At 40.3% G+C, this 18194-nt stretch carries 13 protein-coding genes and 1 pseudogene; 1 reads left to right on the forward strand and 13 read right to left on the reverse strand.

Going from position 1 to position 18194, the window contains the following annotated elements:
- Window positions 1–232: 232 nt before the first annotated feature.
- From HWV58_RS15945 to HWV58_RS16005, 13 genes are all read right to left on the reverse strand, one after another.
- Window positions 233–1363 (reverse strand): thioredoxin family protein, encoded by a 1131-nt coding sequence (locus HWV58_RS15945; RefSeq protein ID WP_175635043.1) that lies wholly within the window; start codon window positions 1361–1363, stop codon window positions 233–235.
- A 2-nt stretch (window positions 1364–1365) separates the two neighbouring features.
- Window positions 1366–2544, reverse strand: a complete 1179-nt coding sequence (locus HWV58_RS15950; RefSeq protein WP_175635044.1) for an aspartyl protease family protein — start codon at window positions 2542–2544, stop codon at window positions 1366–1368.
- A 10-nt stretch (window positions 2545–2554) separates the two neighbouring features.
- Window positions 2555–3742, reverse strand: coding sequence for a TlpA family protein disulfide reductase (locus tag HWV58_RS15955; RefSeq protein WP_175635045.1), 1188 nt, complete (start codon window positions 3740–3742; stop codon window positions 2555–2557).
- 63 nt (window positions 3743–3805) lie between these two features.
- Window positions 3806–5188: a TlpA family protein disulfide reductase gene (locus HWV58_RS15960; protein ID WP_175635046.1), complete on the reverse strand. Its 1383-nt coding sequence runs from the start codon at window positions 5186–5188 to the stop codon at window positions 3806–3808.
- Between the two features lie 84 nt (window positions 5189–5272).
- Entirely contained in the window at window positions 5273–6823 is a 1551-nt protein-coding gene (locus HWV58_RS15965; RefSeq protein WP_175635047.1) for a PKD-like family lipoprotein, read from the reverse strand.
- Window positions 6824–6840: 17 nt separating this feature from the next.
- Window positions 6841–7614, reverse strand: coding sequence for a DUF4843 domain-containing protein (locus HWV58_RS15970; protein WP_175635048.1), 774 nt, complete (start codon window positions 7612–7614; stop codon window positions 6841–6843).
- A gap of 9 nt (window positions 7615–7623) precedes the next feature.
- Entirely contained in the window at window positions 7624–9081 is a 1458-nt protein-coding gene (locus HWV58_RS15975) for a RagB/SusD family nutrient uptake outer membrane protein (RefSeq protein WP_175635049.1), read from the reverse strand.
- A gap of 10 nt (window positions 9082–9091) precedes the next feature.
- On the reverse strand, window positions 9092–12463 hold the full coding sequence (locus HWV58_RS15980) for a SusC/RagA family TonB-linked outer membrane protein (protein WP_175635050.1): 3372 nt from the start codon (window positions 12461–12463) through the stop codon (window positions 9092–9094).
- A gap of 143 nt (window positions 12464–12606) precedes the next feature.
- The gene (locus tag HWV58_RS15985; RefSeq protein WP_175635051.1) at window positions 12607–13716 is read right to left on the reverse strand and encodes a FecR family protein; all 1110 of its coding nucleotides are present in this window, start codon (window positions 13714–13716) and stop codon (window positions 12607–12609) included.
- Between the two features lie 72 nt (window positions 13717–13788).
- Complete coding sequence (locus HWV58_RS15990) at window positions 13789–14355, reverse strand: RNA polymerase sigma-70 factor (protein WP_175635052.1); 567 nt, start codon at window positions 14353–14355, stop codon at window positions 13789–13791.
- 313 nt (window positions 14356–14668) lie between these two features.
- Window positions 14669–15367 carry a DUF1826 domain-containing protein gene (locus tag HWV58_RS15995; protein WP_175635053.1) on the reverse strand — a complete coding sequence of 233 codons (699 nt, stop codon included), beginning with the start codon at window positions 15365–15367 and terminating at the stop codon, window positions 14669–14671.
- Between the two features lie 235 nt (window positions 15368–15602).
- Window positions 15603–16400, reverse strand: a complete 798-nt coding sequence (locus tag HWV58_RS16000; RefSeq protein ID WP_175635054.1) for an SDR family NAD(P)-dependent oxidoreductase — start codon at window positions 16398–16400, stop codon at window positions 15603–15605.
- 4 nt (window positions 16401–16404) lie between these two features.
- On the reverse strand, window positions 16405–17235 hold the full coding sequence (locus tag HWV58_RS16005; protein WP_175635055.1) for a helix-turn-helix domain-containing protein: 831 nt from the start codon (window positions 17233–17235) through the stop codon (window positions 16405–16407).
- A gap of 567 nt (window positions 17236–17802) precedes the next feature.
- On the opposite strand from HWV58_RS16005, the pseudogene HWV58_RS24660 reads away from it, so the two are divergent.
- Window positions 17803–18194: pseudogene (locus HWV58_RS24660) on the forward strand (ankyrin repeat domain-containing protein); the annotation flags it as partial.

Raw genomic sequence — 18194 nt, forward strand, 5'->3', positions numbered from 1 at the left:
GCCTCGTATACAGTTTCTGTTCGTAAGCCCCCATATTTGCCGCGGACTTCCTTCAGATTCGCAGTCACCCACGACACCCTTGTCTCTAGCTAACACTTCCTACTGCTAAGCGTGTTCGGGACTCTAACCCTATAGTCGATTGCCATGCCCGGCGCACTAAACAAAAAGCCTATCCATCCGGACAGGCTTTCGATCATTAACTAAACTTATCAATTCCAAACTGATAATATCTTTACTTGCTTACCAATTCCTGTTCAAGGCTGGTGGTTGGCATTTGGTATTTTTTTGCTCTGGCAATGGCCATCTGCATAAATTTCTTGTAGTTCTGCTCGTTTTTGATGGCTTTGTTCAGGTTTGCAGCTGTTCTGATTAATTCCAGACTGCTATCTTCATTTATAATGGCATCGGCCCATTTACCAAACAACTGGCCCGTTTCGCCGGTTAATTGATTTTTCGACAATAGCCTGCTGTACAGTGCCGAGAAATGATACTGATATAATACCGGGTGTTGAATGGCAAATTTTAAATAACCTACTGTATCTTTCTGCATGCCCAAATAGTAACGGTCGCTTAAAGTTTGCAGGTTAATTTTCCAGATATTGGCTGGAAATTTCCCTTCATAGTTCTTTAAAAACTGTGCAAAAGCTTCCGCGCTTTTATCGGTTTTTAAGTGCTGATCCATTTTTTGAAGCAAAGCTTTATCAACCAGCGCCTGTACAACCGCTTCGCCATAAAGTGCCTGATAAGCTTTATAATCATTTAATATTGCCTCATTCAGTTTAGCAGTACTCATTCTCGAAATTAAGAAAGGCATCAGCGCATTGGTTGCCTTCATATCCTTTAAGCTATCTGCATAGGTTGCAATAATTTCCCCGGTAATGCCTTTGCGGGTTTTGGCAAATTCGTGATAAAAGGCCGGGTAATCGCTTTCCTTAAATACAGCAGAATAACCTTTTAAACTTTTATTTTGTTGTTGTTTGGCATCTGCTAATAGTCCGATCAAATCGCCCGGATCTTTGTAACCTGAGCTATTGCTGATTAATTCTCCCTTGGCATTAAGCACCAAAAAAGTTGGGAATCCGTTTAAAATGTGCTGTACTTTTAATGTATCGCCCAATTTGTCTTTAAAAATATCAACTTTAAGCATTACAAAATCTTTCGCCATTGCGGTTTTCACTGCAGCATTTGGAAACACGTCTTCATCCATTTGCGCACAGGGAATACAGCCGGTAAAGTAACAGTCGATAAAAATCAGTTTATTTTCTGCTTTGGCTTGTTTTAATGCGCTTTGATAAGTCTGCGCCATTGTACCTAAAGTACAGGCCAGCAAACAGACTAAGAGGTAATATTTTATATTTTTCATGTTTATTTGGTTAATGTAATATCCTTTTTGGTATTCCCCGCTGTATAGCTAAAGGTTAAAGGGCTGTTGGCCGGCAGTTTTTTCAGCTGCTCAAGTTTCTTAGCGTTTTTAAGTAAATCGGCAGTATTCGCTCCGTTAATCTGGGTAATTAAAGTTCCTTTTTCGAGCTGTGTTTCATTTGGTGGCAGCTGCCTGATTGAACTGATTACTTCTAACTGTCCGTTTAAATTAAAGCCCAATAAATAGCTGCCCAAAGTAAAATATTGTGGGTATATGTAGGTATGATTTGGGCTAAAATAGATCTCGTTTTTCTTTCTGTTGATGGTAAAATTATATCTGGAAATAATCCCCATACCGATAGAACCATCGAAACCAGGATTCCAGTTTTCGTTTTGACCGCCGCCAGCCATTAAGGTAACGGGCATATCTTTTATTACGGGCATATTGGTGAAAGAGAAACTGCTTGCCTTGCCATTAAAGGTTGGTGAAGCAATGCCCATACTCACAGTACTGGCAGGGTATTCTGAGGTAAAACCACTTACTAATAAACGGTTCTGTTTTACAAATGGCCTGAAACAAATCAGGTTGTACGAAGCTCCGGTATCGAACACAAAGTTACCAGTACTCGATTTCCCGGCAACAATTTCGACATTACCCGGTATAATGAATACACCCGAAGGAATGGTAACCGGAACTACTGTTCCTCCCTTTTCGTATTCGTAGCCTTCGAAATTATAAAGGGAAAGTTCTTTCTTGTTGAAATCAATCCGGGTGATGTAACTCCTGGTCATGGTATTGCCAATAATGCCATCCAAATCTTTACCGGTTTGCGGGAATACGGCAATCGGCTGGTGTTTCAACACAAATCCGTTTTCCATGGTAACATCATTATCACCAGAAATATCAATTTTCATGGAGCCTCCAACTACTGAAGCATTGTTGCTGCGCGTAATCTTAAGTCCGATGCTATCTGCAAGTGTTTTCTCGAGCGCCATGCCATCTGCGCCGGTATCGAACAGGAGTTTAAAAACCCTGTTGTGGTTATTGAGCTTAACTTTTAAAACAATAGATCCGTGTACCATCTCAAAAGGAATGGTAGTAACGGGTTTATTTTGCTGCGCATTTACCACCAGGGTAAAGCAACTCATCAGCAAAACAAATATGGTAGGTTTAAATTTCATTGGGTTTTGCTTAATGTCCGTATATTTTTGCCAAAGCCTGGTCTATATCATCTGTAGCGCTTGCCGTAATTCTTAAAAGCACTTTTCCATCTTTGCCAACCAATATTTTGGTAGGAAAGGCCATCACATTGTAGTCTTTTACCAGGTCTTGCTTTTCGATTCCATCCATATTGAGGATATGTGTCCAGTTAATTCCATCTTCAGCGATGGCTTTGGTCCAGGCTGCCTGGGCTTCGGTTAAGTTTTTACCTCTTTCCTGAGCAATGCCTATAATTTCGAACCCGTCTTTTTTGTATTGTTCGTAGAGTGCTTTCAGGTGTGGGTGACTGGCTCTGCACGGACCGCACCAGCTGCCCCAAAAATCGAGAAGTACGGTTTTTCCTTTATAATCGGCCAGGCGAATCAGTTTCCCTTCTTTGTCTTTTCTTTCGAAATTGATGGTTGGTGATCCGGTTAAAGAGTTACTTACTTTTTTCAGGTAACTTTTTATTCCCGATGCCATGGGGTGGTCTTTATATTTCGGTGCCAAACCGTTAAAAGCATGCGTATATCCATCGGCAGTATAAATATTCTGCATTCGGCTTAATAAAAATACTGATGCAAAGGCCTCGGGATGTTGTGCCACAAAGTTTTTCTTTTTGTCTCTGATTTTCTTAAAATTAGCCCCCGCCTCTTCCTGCAGCTTTTCTGTTGTTGCTTCGAGTTTTTCGCCGTGGTACTGGGCATTGAACAGGTTGTTATAGATCAGATAAGTTCTGCGCTCCTCTTCCCTAACGCTTTGCTTATAGCTGTTGAAGGTGTTATTTTCCTGATCGCCTTTTACATCTGCAAATTGCACCAGCAAAGCATCGCCGCTTAATTTAATATCCTGATTGTAGATAAACAGATCGAGCGGCGGAGCCGGGTTGCCAACACTTTTACCATCAACGGTGGCAGAAAGGTCTCGTTTTATTCCAACATCCAGGCGCGCAACAACCGGAACTTTTTGTTTGGGTACCGTGATAGTAAAAACATCATTAACGGCAGTGGCTTTAAAAAATTTATTCTGACCGGCATCATCTGCAAAGCTTACTCTGACCGTATTTTCTTTAAGGCCTTTTAAACTCCCGCTGATGTGGATACTATCCTGCTGAGCATAAAGTGCCTGCGAAACCAAAAGCATGGCAATGCCCGTACACCAGTATTTTAGTGTTTTCATAGTTTAAATGTTTTGATTTTCATTTAAAGGGTAGAACTAAGCAGTCCTACCCTTCGGAACGATTTATTTTACAGCTTCTGCTAACAAAAGGGCTTTCAATTTAGGGTCTGAAGGACGAGCTGAATCGATACTTACAATTTTTCCTTTTTTATCAAACACCAGAAATCTAGGGATGGTATTTACTTTATAATATTTAGAGAATTCGTTGTTCTGGCCGGCAAACAATTGCATACCACCTAAATTTTCATCTTTAATCATTTTCAACCATTTCTCTTTGTCTTTATCGGCATCGGTAGAAATGCTTACCACCTGAATAGGCTGTCCTTCGATATCTTTTTCCAGTTGTTTAAGGTAAGGAAATTCAGCTCTGCACGGACCGCACCATGTTGCCCAAACATCAACCAATACTACTTTTCCTTTTAAACTTGCAAAAGAAACGTCTTTTCCGGTTTTATCAGGATAGGTAAACTGTAAGGCATCGGTACCTGGTTTGTAAGAAAGCAACGGCGTAATTAAAGCGTTATTTTTCTCCTTTTGCGCTTTGGTTACAATGTACTTTTCGAAATGATCGGCAACAGCTTTATATTCGTCGTGATTTTTATATCTGGCTAAATTTTCTAAAACCAATTCACCTTTTAAGGTATCGTTCGGTACATAAGCAGTAGAAGTTTCTAAACCTTCAATACCGCTTTTATATGGCTTTTTATCCTGACGCATGTTTACACCAACTAAAGCCGATAATACGCGCATACCGTACGGATAACTGTAAATTTTTTGGGCGCTCTTACCCATTTCGTTTGCCTTAAGTGTGCTATAGAAATCGCTGTATTCTTCTAAGCTAGGGTGTGCAGAACGCGGGGTATTTAAAAAATTAGTAGCATAATTGGCCAGATCCAGTTCAATAATGTCTTTCATTTGTTTATCGAACTTTGTATTGCCGGTAGCTTTTCCGTTTAAGAAAGTTTTAGCTTTGGCAACAATGGCTTCCTGCTGAGGAAAATAATCCATGAAGGTACTGTTCTTACCCATAAAATTGATGGCCTTCTGATACAATGGATTGGTTAATTCGCTCCACTGTTTCATAACCATATTCTCTTTGGAATTAAGTTTTCCGTTTAGCGTGTAGGTAGTATCTGCAAGTGTAATATCAAGCTGTTCGCCACCTTTAAAATAGAAAGCATAGTTTTCATTTGGCGACAGTTCATTGCCTGTTCCGATTACATAAACCCCTTCATAATCCGGGTAAAAGGTAAAGCCAAATTTTTTACCTGCACTTACAGCTGCGTTTGCAATCTCTACTGTGCGGCCGTTGGCTACTTTAAAAAGTTTAACGTTTGGACGGTTTGGACGTTTCAATTCGCCTTTAACCTGAACAGGTTGCTGCGCTAAACTAGCCAATGCCATTGCTACCAGGGCAAGCGTAGTACTTAATGTTTTTTTAATCATTTTTTCGATGTTTTGTTTATTTGTGGTTATTTATATGGCAGTTCTTTAACGGGGTGCCCTGGTTAAAGGCACCCTTTAAACATTTTACCATTGAATTGTATTTGTTGATTCGGAAACGGATGGCGAAATGTATAATATATCTTTGGCTGCTCCTGTTCCTTCGAGTGTAGCTACCGGATTACCAGAAATACTGCCTGATGCCTTGTTGAACAAGCGTATTTTATAAGTTCCGTTAATTTTAGTAGCTACCATAATGTAGTTATAGGCATAATTGGTTTCTGATCCTGTTTTGTGGCGAATGAAGGTAATCTGCTCGCCTGCAGGTACTGTATATTCCAGTTTTTCGAAATTGTTGCTCAGATTCCGGCTCCATACCTGATTACCACCTACAGAGAAATACATTAAATTCTCCTGGCCGTACATTAAAGTCATGTTGGCACCATTGTATAACAGATCTGCAGTGGTTAATGAAGTATTGTTTAACTTCATCGTGTAGCCATCGATATCAATATTGGATAAGGTTTTATTTGATGAGTTGCTCTTATCCTGAAATACAGCACATCCTGTAAATACAAAACGTAAGGCAGGCGAAGGCAGGTAAGTTGCCGACTTTAACCCCATGTACAGCAATTTTTGATTATTATTACTGGCACTCATGGAAGTACCGGTTACATCACTAATAGATGAAAGTGCTGTTCCATAGCCACTGCCTATGCCAAAAAAGGTACTTGAAGTTTCGTCGAAGAAGTAGGCATTACTACTCGTGTTTGACATGAAATACTTAGATACGCTGTAAGGTGTATTGCTGGCATCTTTTAAAAACCTTCCGCCAAACTTGCCGATATTAGCCGAGATGTTAACAATAGAATGTACATTCCCACCATTGATCATGTAATAAGCACTACCCCCACCCGGGAAAACCTGGCAAGGCCCTTTAACTGTAGGCGCATCGAAAAGGAGATTATCCAGTGTAAAGATTTTCTTTAGGGTGTTTACATTAACCGTAGCCACATCTTTATCTGTCGATAAAACCAATGTACGGGTGTTGCCTAAAGTACCGGTAACTGTAGATTTATAAGCCGATAGAAAACTCAGCAAATTGGCCTGTCCGGGTAATTTACTGCCATTGATGGTGCTGTAAAGGTTTTCTCTTTTTCCTGTAGGTACAATTCCGGTTGGTGTTAAAAACAAATCGAGATCCGATTGGGTACCATCATCTTTAGCCACATACCATCCTCTTGTAAATTCGGTTACCACATTTACCGGCACGTTAATATATTGCGAATAACCTGTAGTTTTATTGGTAACGCGGTAAACCAGCACCCAGCCTTTTGCGGCTTGTTTAATCAGGTAGTTAAGGTCTTTGGTTTTAGCCAGTGTATCCAACACCGGGGCGGATCCCTGAACGTTGGTTTCGTAAATACCCCATAAATATTCAAATTGCGCATTTGGCTCTGTTGAGCTTACCTCTGGCGTTAAGGTTAAACGATCGAGCTCTGAAATTAAGGTATAACTCGATTCTATGCCTTTAACCGTTATTTTTTCGCCCGTTTTATAATCATAATTACTGTGATCTTTTTTGCAGGCAGTCATCATGGCTACTACAGCCATAACGTATATCCATAGATTTTTCATCTTTTAATTTTTAATGGTTAAGGAAAAACTACTACTTCGCCAAATTCATCAACCAAAGGCGCACCGGAATGTGCATTGTTATAGTTGATTAATGCGGTTTTCATGGTCAGCTGATAATAACTCAGCAAACCTCCTACGGCATACAGGTTGTTGATAAAATCATTGTCCCATTTCTCGCCCGAGCTATTGATCAGGAAACCGTGTTTTACCACACTGTATTTACCAAAATAATACTGGGTAAAAGAGGCGGTCCATTGCGCCGGTTGGCTCAAACGATCGGTAACTTCAATTTTTCGCCACAGTTTGTTTTGTTCTCCCAGTTGGAAATCGGCATTGGCTGCGATTTTAAATTTCAGCTTCGGAGTACTTGTTTTTAAGCTGGCATCGCGCAATACAATTACCGGTACACGGGTATGTACGGTACCAGCCTTAATTACATAAAATTTGCTCACCCTTGCGTCGTTAAAGGCCACGTAGTGGGTACCTGCAACCGCGTTTACTGCATTAGGAATCTGCTCCTGCTCAAGCGTAAAAGCCCTGTCAGTTTTGGTGGTTCCGCCAATGGCATAAATATCAAAAAATACGGTATCTTCCTTTACGGTAGCATCCTCATAATAAAAAGTATAAGGCTTTAATGTATCAACAAGATCGAAAGAGGTGTTATATATCCGGTTTGGCTCGGGACCAAACTGTAACCTACCTATGTCGTTAAACAAATAATACTGATCTTGTTTGCATGAGCTAACAGCTGCTACAGCTATTAGCAATACCAGGTAAAATAATTTTCTCATGGTGTTATATTAAATAGCTTCAGTTTTAGGGATAGGTATCAAATAATTAACCGTTGCTGCCGATGGCGCAAATAAATAACTTGCTTTAGGCGCATTAAGGCGCTTATAGTTATAAAAAGCCTGACCTTCTGCATAAAACTCTTTCCGGTATTCTTTAATAATTTCGGTTTGAAGTGCAGCCGGATTTGCAGGTGTAGCCATGGTACCAATGTTACGGGCAGTTCTGAATGTTTTCAGAAACTCTACTCCTTCTGCATAAGGTGCAGCTTCTGCAGCGATTAAATACAATTCACTCAAACGAATCATGGGGATTTGCTTAAAATCTGTCGCAGTTGTTACGCCTGTATTGGCCACTACCTGATATTTTTTGGTGATATAACATTTAGAGCCATTATTTAATGTAACCAGTTCCCAAAGGTTACTTTCTCTGATATCGGTACCGGTGTTACCATATAGCTGGGTTTTGATGGTTGTTTCTGCGCTTCCTTTCTTAAGTATTCCGGCTGCATAGTTGTTGTTGTACTTATTAAACATATCAAAATCGTACAAACCGAAAACATGCTCAGCGGTAAGCACAAAGTCTTTATTTGAAAAATCGGCAGCAGCACCCAGTTTAAACTTCGAAGTACCATCTGTGTTTTTAACATCAATTACCGCCTTGGCACACTCGTAAGCTTTAGTTGTTTCGTTAAACCAAAGGTAAGTTCTGGCCTGTAAAGCTTTCACAGCATAATAATTCATGCGCAGGTAACGGTAAGCAAAGAAAGTATCGCTTGGATTAAAACCCGATGTAAGCCCGGGACTTTTAACCTGAGCAACACTATATTTCGTTAAGGGATCGATATCCTTCAACAAGTTTTCTGCATCAGTTAAATCTTTATATAAGGCATCCTGAAATGCGGTATAAGAAATTTTCTCAACCGGGGTGGTCGATACTACTTTGGCATAGGGCATTGCCGGAGCGCCGGTTGTTGCCGTAGGTATAGGACCAAAAAGGCGAAGCATATCGAAATGCAGATAAGCCCTGATGGCCAGACACTCTCCTTTTACCAATTCGTACAAGCCTTGCGTTTTAAACACATCTTTTTTAGCATCTATCTGACCTAAAATGGCGTTTACGCTGGCTATTGTTTTGTATTGCTGCCCCCAAATGGCTTCAAAACTACCTTGAACATTTGCATCGGTATAATTAAACAAACCTATACGTTGTTCATTGGTGTTAGAGGTAACATCCCAGCTCGAAACCAGGTACTCAATAGTAGTTTGTGATAATGCCCCACCGTAGGTACTGTTGTTTTTCATCTGGATATACACACCGGTAAGTGCATCTTTAAAACCACCTTCAGTATCGAAAAGTATATCCTGTGGCATTTGTGTTTTTGGGTTTACCGTAAGGTACTTTTTGCATGATGAGAAAAGTATACCGGTTAAAAACACAGCGATTAATATGTAATTAATTTTTTTCATTGCTATAAGTTTAGAATGTAGCACTTAGACTCATGGAGAACTGTCGTGAGAATGGATAACTTGTTCCTCTTTCTCTGCGGATGGTTGACAGGTACATTGGTTCAGAAGCATTAACGGTTAAGTTTAAGCTTTCCAGTTTCATCTTCTTCAACCATCCTCTGTTGGTTAAATTGTACTGAAAATTAATATTCTGCAATACCAGCGTATTTTCATCCTGTACAAACCTCGACGATTTGTAAGTTGGTGTAGTTACTAACAAGCCTTTAAATGCGGCAACATCGCCAGGATTTTGCCAACGGCTGTAAAATACCCTGCTATCTACGTTATTTTTGTAATTGGTGAGCTCTACGCGGTCAACCAGAGTTCTGTTGTATTGCTGCCCGCCAACGGTGTACCTAAACGAAGTGTTGATTGCAAAATCCTTGTAACGGATCATGGTACTGAAATTCCCAAAGAATTTAGGATCTCTTGAACCAACAGCAACAATATCAGTAGCTTTCCAGGTATAGGTTGGCTGACCATCTTTACCCAGATACAGTTCTTTTCCGGTACTTGGATCGATACCTAAAGAAGGTACTACCCATATCGCATTGCTCGAATAACCTTCAATATAGAGCGTACCTGGATCGCTGTTACCGTTAAGCGTAGCAGCCTGGGCATCTTTTAATGCTTTTGAGGTTTCTACAATTTTATTTTTGTTGTGCAATAATGCAGCAGAAACACTCCAGATAACTGATTTAGGATTGTTTAAAATAAAACCTGTTGCTTTTAACTCGTAACCATTGTTGCGCAAACGGCCAATATTATCTACATAACTGGTAAAACCACTCGATGCCGGCAAGTTAACCGATGAAACCAGGTCTTTGGTGGTTTCAACATAATAATCGGCAGTTAAACGTAAACGTCTGTTTATAAATTCTGCATCTACACCAATGTTATATTTTTCGGTTTGCTGCCATTTCAACTCATCATTGCCCAAGCCCATTAGGTAAGATCCCATCCAATTGTAATACCTTTCGTTGGTGTAATACTGATAGGTAGACAAGGCCTGATAAGCGTTAAAATTTTGTGCACCGGTAATACCTACCGAGCCACGTAATTTTAAACGGTTTATATACCTGTTATCTTTTAAGAAAGCTTCGTTGTGCAGGTTCCATCCCATACCGGCCGACCAGAATGGAGCAAAGCGTTTTTTACTTCCGAACTGAGAAGAACCATCAATACGTAAAGAGGCATCAACAAAGTACTTGTTATCGTAAATGTAATTCACGTTTCCTGTTAGTCCGATAGAACGGGTCAGGCTTTCGCTTCCAGTAGGTTTACCATCTTTAGCATACTGTAATGCCATCGATACGAAATCGAAATTGGCATTAGGGAAACCTTCTGCCAAAAAGTTATAAGCTGATGATTTAGACTGGCGGATATTATAATCGGCACCTGCACTAATGAGGTGTTTAAGGCCTAATAATTTGGTGTAAGCTAAGTTTAAAGAGCCGTCGTAACCAAAACTATTGCTGATTCCGTAGTTGTAATCTCCTTTTCTAAAGATATTATCAGTAGTATAATTGGCAAATGCCGTGTGTTCGGCGGGCCTGAAGGCATCATTTTGTGTGGTTCCTTTTGATAAACCCAACTGCGCTCTTAACACCAAATCTTTAACTAAATTCCACTCTACCATGGTATTGTTAATCAATTCGTTAGTAGCACTTTTATCAAAAGTTTTTAGCGTAGCATTATATAAAGGATTGGTAGGTAAAGTTGGCCAGTAATTTACGTAATCGGTATTGCCTGGGTCGCCAAGAAACTTCAAAGCATTTCCATTTGCATCGTAAGGTCTCCAATATGGGTTCATGGCTACATAACTACTGAAAGTACCGTATGGCGATTCCTGTGAGTTACTTTGCTGAATTTGAAGGTTGTTTCTAAACCTCAGGTTTTTATAGGTATAAGCCAAAGTAATGTTACCATTAAAGGTGCGGCGCGATGAGCCTTTCATTACCCCCTGAATATCATTTAACTGACCAGAGGCTGAATACCTGAATGCATTATCGCCTCCTTCTACTTTAAGGAAATGTCTTTGTCCAACACCATTCCTTAATGGTAAAGCCATCCAGTCGGTTTCTACGCCGCTGTTTACTTCGTTAAGCAAGAAATTGTAGTATCTTTTTAAAGGCAAGTCGATTTCAGCCCTGGCATTGTTATAATAGCCCGCTATGCGCTCCAGTTCTAATTTATCAGCAGCCTTTAACAAGCTGTAATCACTCAAATCAGGTGCTTCAAAATTAACATCCGATCTTAGTGATAAGCGTAGTTTTCCGGGACGTGGAGCTTTGGTAATGATTACAATCACACCGTTTGAACCTCTCGAACCATACATAGAGGTAGCTGCAGCATCTTTTAAAATGGTGATCGATTCTACCTCGTTTTCATTCATATCGTACAGTTTTTGTAAGGTAGATTGAAAACCATCTAAAATAATTAAAGGGGTATTCAGTTCGGCCCTGGCCTGATCCTGAAATTCGCCAACATTTGGAATGCTGGAATTACCACGGATCTGGATTTCGGGCAAACGGTTAGGGTTAGAGCCAAAAGCATTACTTTCGATAATGTTAAAGGCGGGATCGATGTTACGCAATGAAGAAATCAGGTTTCTGTTTCCGAACTCAGCAAGCTCTTTAGCGGTAACCGTAGTTGAAGCTCCGGTAAAACTCTCGACCGATTTTTTAAATAAACCGGTGTTAACTACCCTTACTTCTTCCAAATCTTTAGTAACAGCAGAAAGTTTAATGGTAAAAGGCGATTTTTTATTTTTAATAGAAACTTCCTCTATTTTATATCCGATATAGCTCACGAGTAAAGTCTCCGTATCATCGGGTACCACGATTCTGAACTGACCGTTTGCATCGGTAGCAACAGGCCTGATACCATTGGTACCTTTTACCCTGATTAAAGCCCCGGGAATCGGCTGGCCCTTCTCATCCACTACCCTACCGGTTACCACAATAGCTGCAACTACTGTCTCGCGCTGCGACTGGATAATAATAGATTTTTCTTCTACACGGTAAACCAGTGGCTGCCCTGCAAAGCAGGCTTCGAGTGCCTGGTTTAGTGAAACGTTGTTTAAAGAAACGGTAATCGGCTTCGCTCTTTTAATGGCAGCAGCGTTATAAAAGAAATCATATCCGGTTTGTCTTCTGATTTTTTGTATAACCTGTTCCAGCGAAGCATTTTCTTCCCGCAAGCTTATCTGGGCGAAGCTTGAAGCGCTCACCTGTAAGAATGTAGCGATGATGATAAAGGTTATTAACTTCACTTTCAATAAAATACGAGCATTTAAACGGGCATATTTTACCCGATAAATGTTATGTAAAATTTCATACATTTGTTTGTTTGGGTTTGGTCTAAGAAATGATAAATGGTTTATTCTATTTTCACAGATCCAAAAAAATCGACTCCTGCAAGAGTTTAGGGATCGGGGCACTGCAATGCTCTGATCCTTTTTTTTTGATCTGAAGCTGGTAAAATTTACTTCATAGCGGTAATCTTCCTCCCTTCTATTTTAAAATGAACTGTTCCCTCCTGATCAATCATATTTAATGCCTGTTTTAAGCTCTTATCCCTGCTGATGTATCCTCCGAATTCGAGGTTCTCTAAATCTTTCGGGCATTCGAACTCTACATCATACCAGCGGCCTAATTTTTTCAATATTTCTCCTAAACGTTCGCTGGAGAAAGAAAATTCGTTGTTTTTCCAGGCTAAATCGCCTTCGTTGTCAATCTGTTTAACTAAAAGTTTTCCGGCCTGCAGCACTGCCTGCTCGTTAGGTTTAAGCACTACGGCCTGATCTTGCGCCCTAACCTCAACCTTTCCCTGGTAAAGGGTAGTTTTGGCAAAATCATCGTCGGGATAAGCTGACAGGTTAAAATGTGTACCCAGTACCGCTACATCCTGTGTTTTAGTAATTACGTGAAATGGTTTTTGCGCATTGTGTGCAACTTCAAAATAACCTTCACCAACAAGTTCAACTTCTCTCTTGTTATCTTTAAATGCCGTTGGATATTTTAACGATGAAGCAGAATTTAGCCAAACCTTGGTACCATCGGGAAGAATAACCTGATAGGTACCGCCCAGTGGTGTGCTGATGCTGTTAAAAGCCAAAGCCTCATGATCTGCCGAACCCTGCACGGTATAAATTAATTGTCCTTTTGCAGTTTTGGTAATTTTAAGCCCTTCTTGCTGTACCACCTCTCCTGTAGCCAGGTTGTTGAGGATAATTTCGCGGCCATCGGCCAGTTTTAGGGTAGCATTTTTACCCCCGGGTTTAATGTCATTGCTTGCGGTTAAAGCCTGTCCGGCTTTGTTTCGCTGGGAAAACACTACAAAACCAACACTTACTGCGAGCAGTAATGAAGCAGCAATACCTATTGTACGCCATAGTTTTATTGTTTTCTTAGCCTGATATACCGGCAGTTTCTGCCAAACTTCGGCCCTGGCGCTTTCAAGTTCGTCGGGTTCGAAGGCAATAGTTTCAGATTCGGGTAAATTATACCAGCTCTCTAACAGGCTCAGCTCCTCCTCGGTGCATTTGCCTTGCTGGTACTTGTTAAGAAGATCGTTAGCTTGATGTTGTTTCATAGATACAAAAGGATTTTTTTATCCTTAATTATAACCATGACGGCTAACTGGAAGAGAGGGAGTAGAAAAAAATTAAAAAATTAAAAAAAAGTTAACACTTAGTTTACTTCTGAGAATTTTTACTGCATTTGATACTTGTTTTTTTACCGTTAATTCGGAAATATTCAGTTTATCGGCAATTTCTTTATGCGATAAACTTTGTCGTCTGCTTAATTCAAAAATAGCCCGCATTTTATCGGGTAATTGTGCAATCTGATCGTCGATTATCCGGGTGAGTTGCCTTTCCCGAACCAGATGGTCGGTAACGCATTGGTTGGTGATGATGAAATGTTGTAACGAATCGGCATACCTGCTGGCCACCTGTTGATGGGAAATCCGGTCTAAAATCTTGTTCCTTACCGATACGTACAAATAAGATTTAAAGTTGGTGGTAATGTTTATTGCGGTTCGGTTATTCCATAAATTGACAAAAATTTCCTGCACCAAATCCTTGGCTTCATCTTTATCTTTCAATTTATTGGCGGCGTGCACATAAAGCGTATCAAAATAACGATGGTAAATTATCGTGTACGCCATTGAGTCGTCGTTTTTCAAGAGCAAGTAGAGATCGTCATCAGGCAGTGCTCCGTAATCGAACATCGTTTCTTTTTTGATTTTTATGTTTGGTAATAAGTTTGTTAAGGGAAGATATTTCAAAAATAGTTTTATCGTAACAAACTCGCAAGTTTTCAAAACAACTCAATTTTTAGTTATTGCAATAAAGTTGTTCAACTTGCTATTTTAATCAAAAAATGGGGCCTATAAAATTGAAACGTGCTTACAGAAAGGTAACCTCGAAAGTAATTCCGGCATAAAAAAGCTGCATTCAATACCTTCAAAGCATAAATTTCCTCAACCAGAAATATAAAATTAATAAATAGCCCTTAAACAACTGTTTCTTCGCTCCAGCAGTTTAACAAATCAGAAGCAACCGATATTCACCTTCATTTTCTATCGGCGCACGGTGAACACAGGGCAAAACATTTTGTTCGGGATGATCGACTGCCAACTTCCACAGATGCCCCAGGCCTAAATTTACTGGTTTGGCATTGGGTTTGGGTTGATAATGCAGATCAAAATAATATTCTGCTAAAAAGGTTTCAAATTCTGCCTCCGGTCCTTCATGTAATGCGATAAGCTTTTCGCGGATTTCTGGTATTAAAACTTTTTGTTCTGCCTCATCATTCGGCAGTATATCACTTGCAGCGCCATAGTATGTACATAAAAAAGTATCAGTAGCAATTGGCGACCGGTCTACATGATAAGAATATACATCTGTTGAAATAAAATCAAGTTCTTCATCGCGCTGGTAAGCTTTGATCAAATTGAGTGTAGGAGATGCCCCGTAACCGGTTAATAATTGCAGGTCACTTAAAATAATTTCCCTAGCCATACTCCCCTCTTCAGAAAGTTGCAGTGATAACAGATTTTCGGGGAGAACTACTGTAATATCATCTTCTAACTGAAGCTTAGCAACAATTTCTTTAAAATCTCCAGCCAAATCCCTGCGCCAGCACATGGCATTCGTACCTCTCTGGAAACTGGTATTTACCAGTTCAGCAAAGCTGGCTACTACTCCAACCTGATTGTTGTCTGAAAATTTATCATTCATGTATTTTAGCAATCATTTTAATTTAAAGTGTATTTGTTAAAAGTTTTATTCTCCAACGCAAAAAACAGCCCTGATTGAATTCAACAAAATCACACCTTATTATACAGGCAAAAATAGGCTAATTTCTTATTGCTGAAAATGAATAGGTTTAACTAATTGCTTTATAATACCAAAACCATAAGCCTAGCTTATGGTTTCCTTTTGAATTATGCCAAAAAATCTTTAAAACAATTCCCTACATGCACTTGATGGTTCCTCCATCAACCCTTAGTGTTGCGCCGCTCACGTAATCGGCATAGGTGCTGCAAAGGTAGGCTACAGCTCCGGCTATTTCTTCAGGGGCTCCAAATCGGCCCGTATCGTTAGGGATTAATTCCTGAACCGCCTTATACTTAATTTCTTCGAGCGTTGTACCCCAACCAAATTTAGGAGCTGCGTTAACGAGCCAGTCTTCTACCATGGGATTGATAATTGCCCCTGGTGAAACCACGTTTGAAGTTATGCCGGTTTCTTTTAACTGCCTGGCTAATGAAATTGATAAATTGTGTCTGGCAGCTAAAGTAGCATTGTAATGTGGCTGCTCTTTAATCGGCTGGATGCCCAAGCCTCCACCAATATGCACAACCCTACCCCAGCCCAGTGTTTTCATCTGGGGCACCAATCGCTGGATCATCCTTACGTAAGATACCACATTGTTATTGTACATATCTGCCCAGTCGAGGGTACTTGCATCTCCCCACGATTTGTGGGAGGTAGCGCCTGCATTATTAATCAGAATATCTATCTGACCATTTTTAAGGGCTTCCTGAGCCACGGCATCAGCACCTTTATCTGTTGAGAGATCACCGATAGCAATATCAGCACTGCCACCGCTATTGATAATATCTTCGCTCACTTTCCTGGCACGTTCTTCATTACGGCCATGAACAACCACAATGGCTCCTTCTGCTGCCAACATTTTAACTATAGCTTCTCCAAGGCCAGAACTTGACCCTGTAACCAGGGCACGTTTCCCTTTTAGTTTTAAATCCATTTTTCTATTTTTTATTCTTTAAATTAATTTTATGCGATGGCGCTTTTCCAAATGCTTTCTTGTAGGCGTAGAAGAAATGCGACATGTTGACAAATCCAAGGTCCAAGTAAACCTGAGCAGGTCGCTGTAGTTGCTGCTCAATGAGATGCCGCGCCTCGGTTAATCTTTTTTGAACCAGCCATCTGCCGGGCGTGATTTGAAAGAGTTTCTCAAAATCGCGCTTAAAGCCCGAGAGGCTCCGACCTGTAAGAAAGGCGAACCGCTCTAATGGCACATTATACCTGTAATGCCCGTTCATAAAAGCTTCCAGATCCAGCTTACCAGGATCGCTGAATTCAAAAAGCATCTCTTTAAGATCTGGATCAGCATCAGCCAGTATCAATACCAGCTCCTTCGTCTTTAAGTGCAGGATCTCTTTATCCATTTTCCTGTTTCGCAGGTAAGGCTCGAGGCTATCGACAAAATTCCGGAGGAAGCTGTTATGATTCAACAGTTTCACCCCATCACCTTGATAATGGCCTGAGGATTTTAAAGCATACTCCTGGGAAATCTCTTTAAGGGTATACTGGTCAATGTGAATTGCGATCGATCTAAAACCATCTGCCCCTGTACGTTTAATATACTTTGTTAACTGGTTACGTTTGAAAAAACGGTAATCGCCAGCCTTAAACGAATATTGCTTATCGCCCACCCACACCTCCTGACTACCGCTTAATATATAGCTGAAAATGTGATCGGTAACCAAAACTTCTCCCTCTACATTCCTTCCGCTGTATAAATTCTCCAGGAGCTTTGGTGAGGAAAGGGCTTGTTGATTTTCTGAGGACTGCATCATCTTTTTTTTACAGGTTTAATTTCTCTCCCTGTTTGTGATACAAATTTCTATATAATTAAAACACAAAGCTTTGTTCAAAAGTCCAATTTTGTTTGTTCAAAAGGTCACCCGAAAAGAGAAAGTTCGTTAACACTTTACCGGAGAAGGTGAATTAATATTAAATGGTGAGGAAAACAGATCAAACAATATGCTAACTTTAATAGGCCGATTACTTGCTATAGTGGTGGGATTTCTATTGGCTAATTGATGAAAATGGATTATTTAGAAAAATTGATCGGTGATATTGAATGTCACTCAGTAAGTGGCATTGAGGAGTGCTTTGCAAATGGAATTGATCCGAATGGTTTTTTCAATAGAAAGCCGCTAATAGATGAGTTAACCAGTGAATATACCCGAACGCCCAGGTTTAAGGATTGTGTAAGGGCTTTTATTGCAGCCGGATTAAAGTTCGAAAACCAGGCATTATTGGCTGTACTTTCAGATAATGCTCAATTGCTGGAGGATGAACTCTACAAACATCCGGAATTGGTTAAAGCAAGTTACACTTTACGCTGTGCTTACACGCCTATGTTTGAAGTTAGCTTCCTGCATATCTGCGCAGAGTTTAACCACCTGTCTTGTGCAAAAGTATTATTTCAATATGGTGCCGATGTAAATGCCAAAGCAGGAGTTGATGCCTGGGGCTTTGGTGGACAAACTCCTATCTTTCATACGGTTAATCAAAACGCAAACCAGTCACTGGATATGATGGATTACCTGCTTTCTAAATCCGCTGATCTTCAAACCACCATTCCTGGCCTCATTTGGGGCAAAGGCTATCCCTGGGAGACGCTTATTGCAGCGGTAAATCCGATCAGTTATGCAATGATGGGATTACTCCCGCAAATGCATAGGGAAGAAATAACAATTATGGATGTTGTTTGCAGGTTACTTAAAGCTGCGTATGGTATTAGTTATGT

Origin of the sequence: Pedobacter ghigonis (assembly GCF_903166585.1) — a bacterium.
Lineage (GTDB): Bacteria > Bacteroidota > Bacteroidia > Sphingobacteriales > Sphingobacteriaceae > Pedobacter > Pedobacter ghigonis.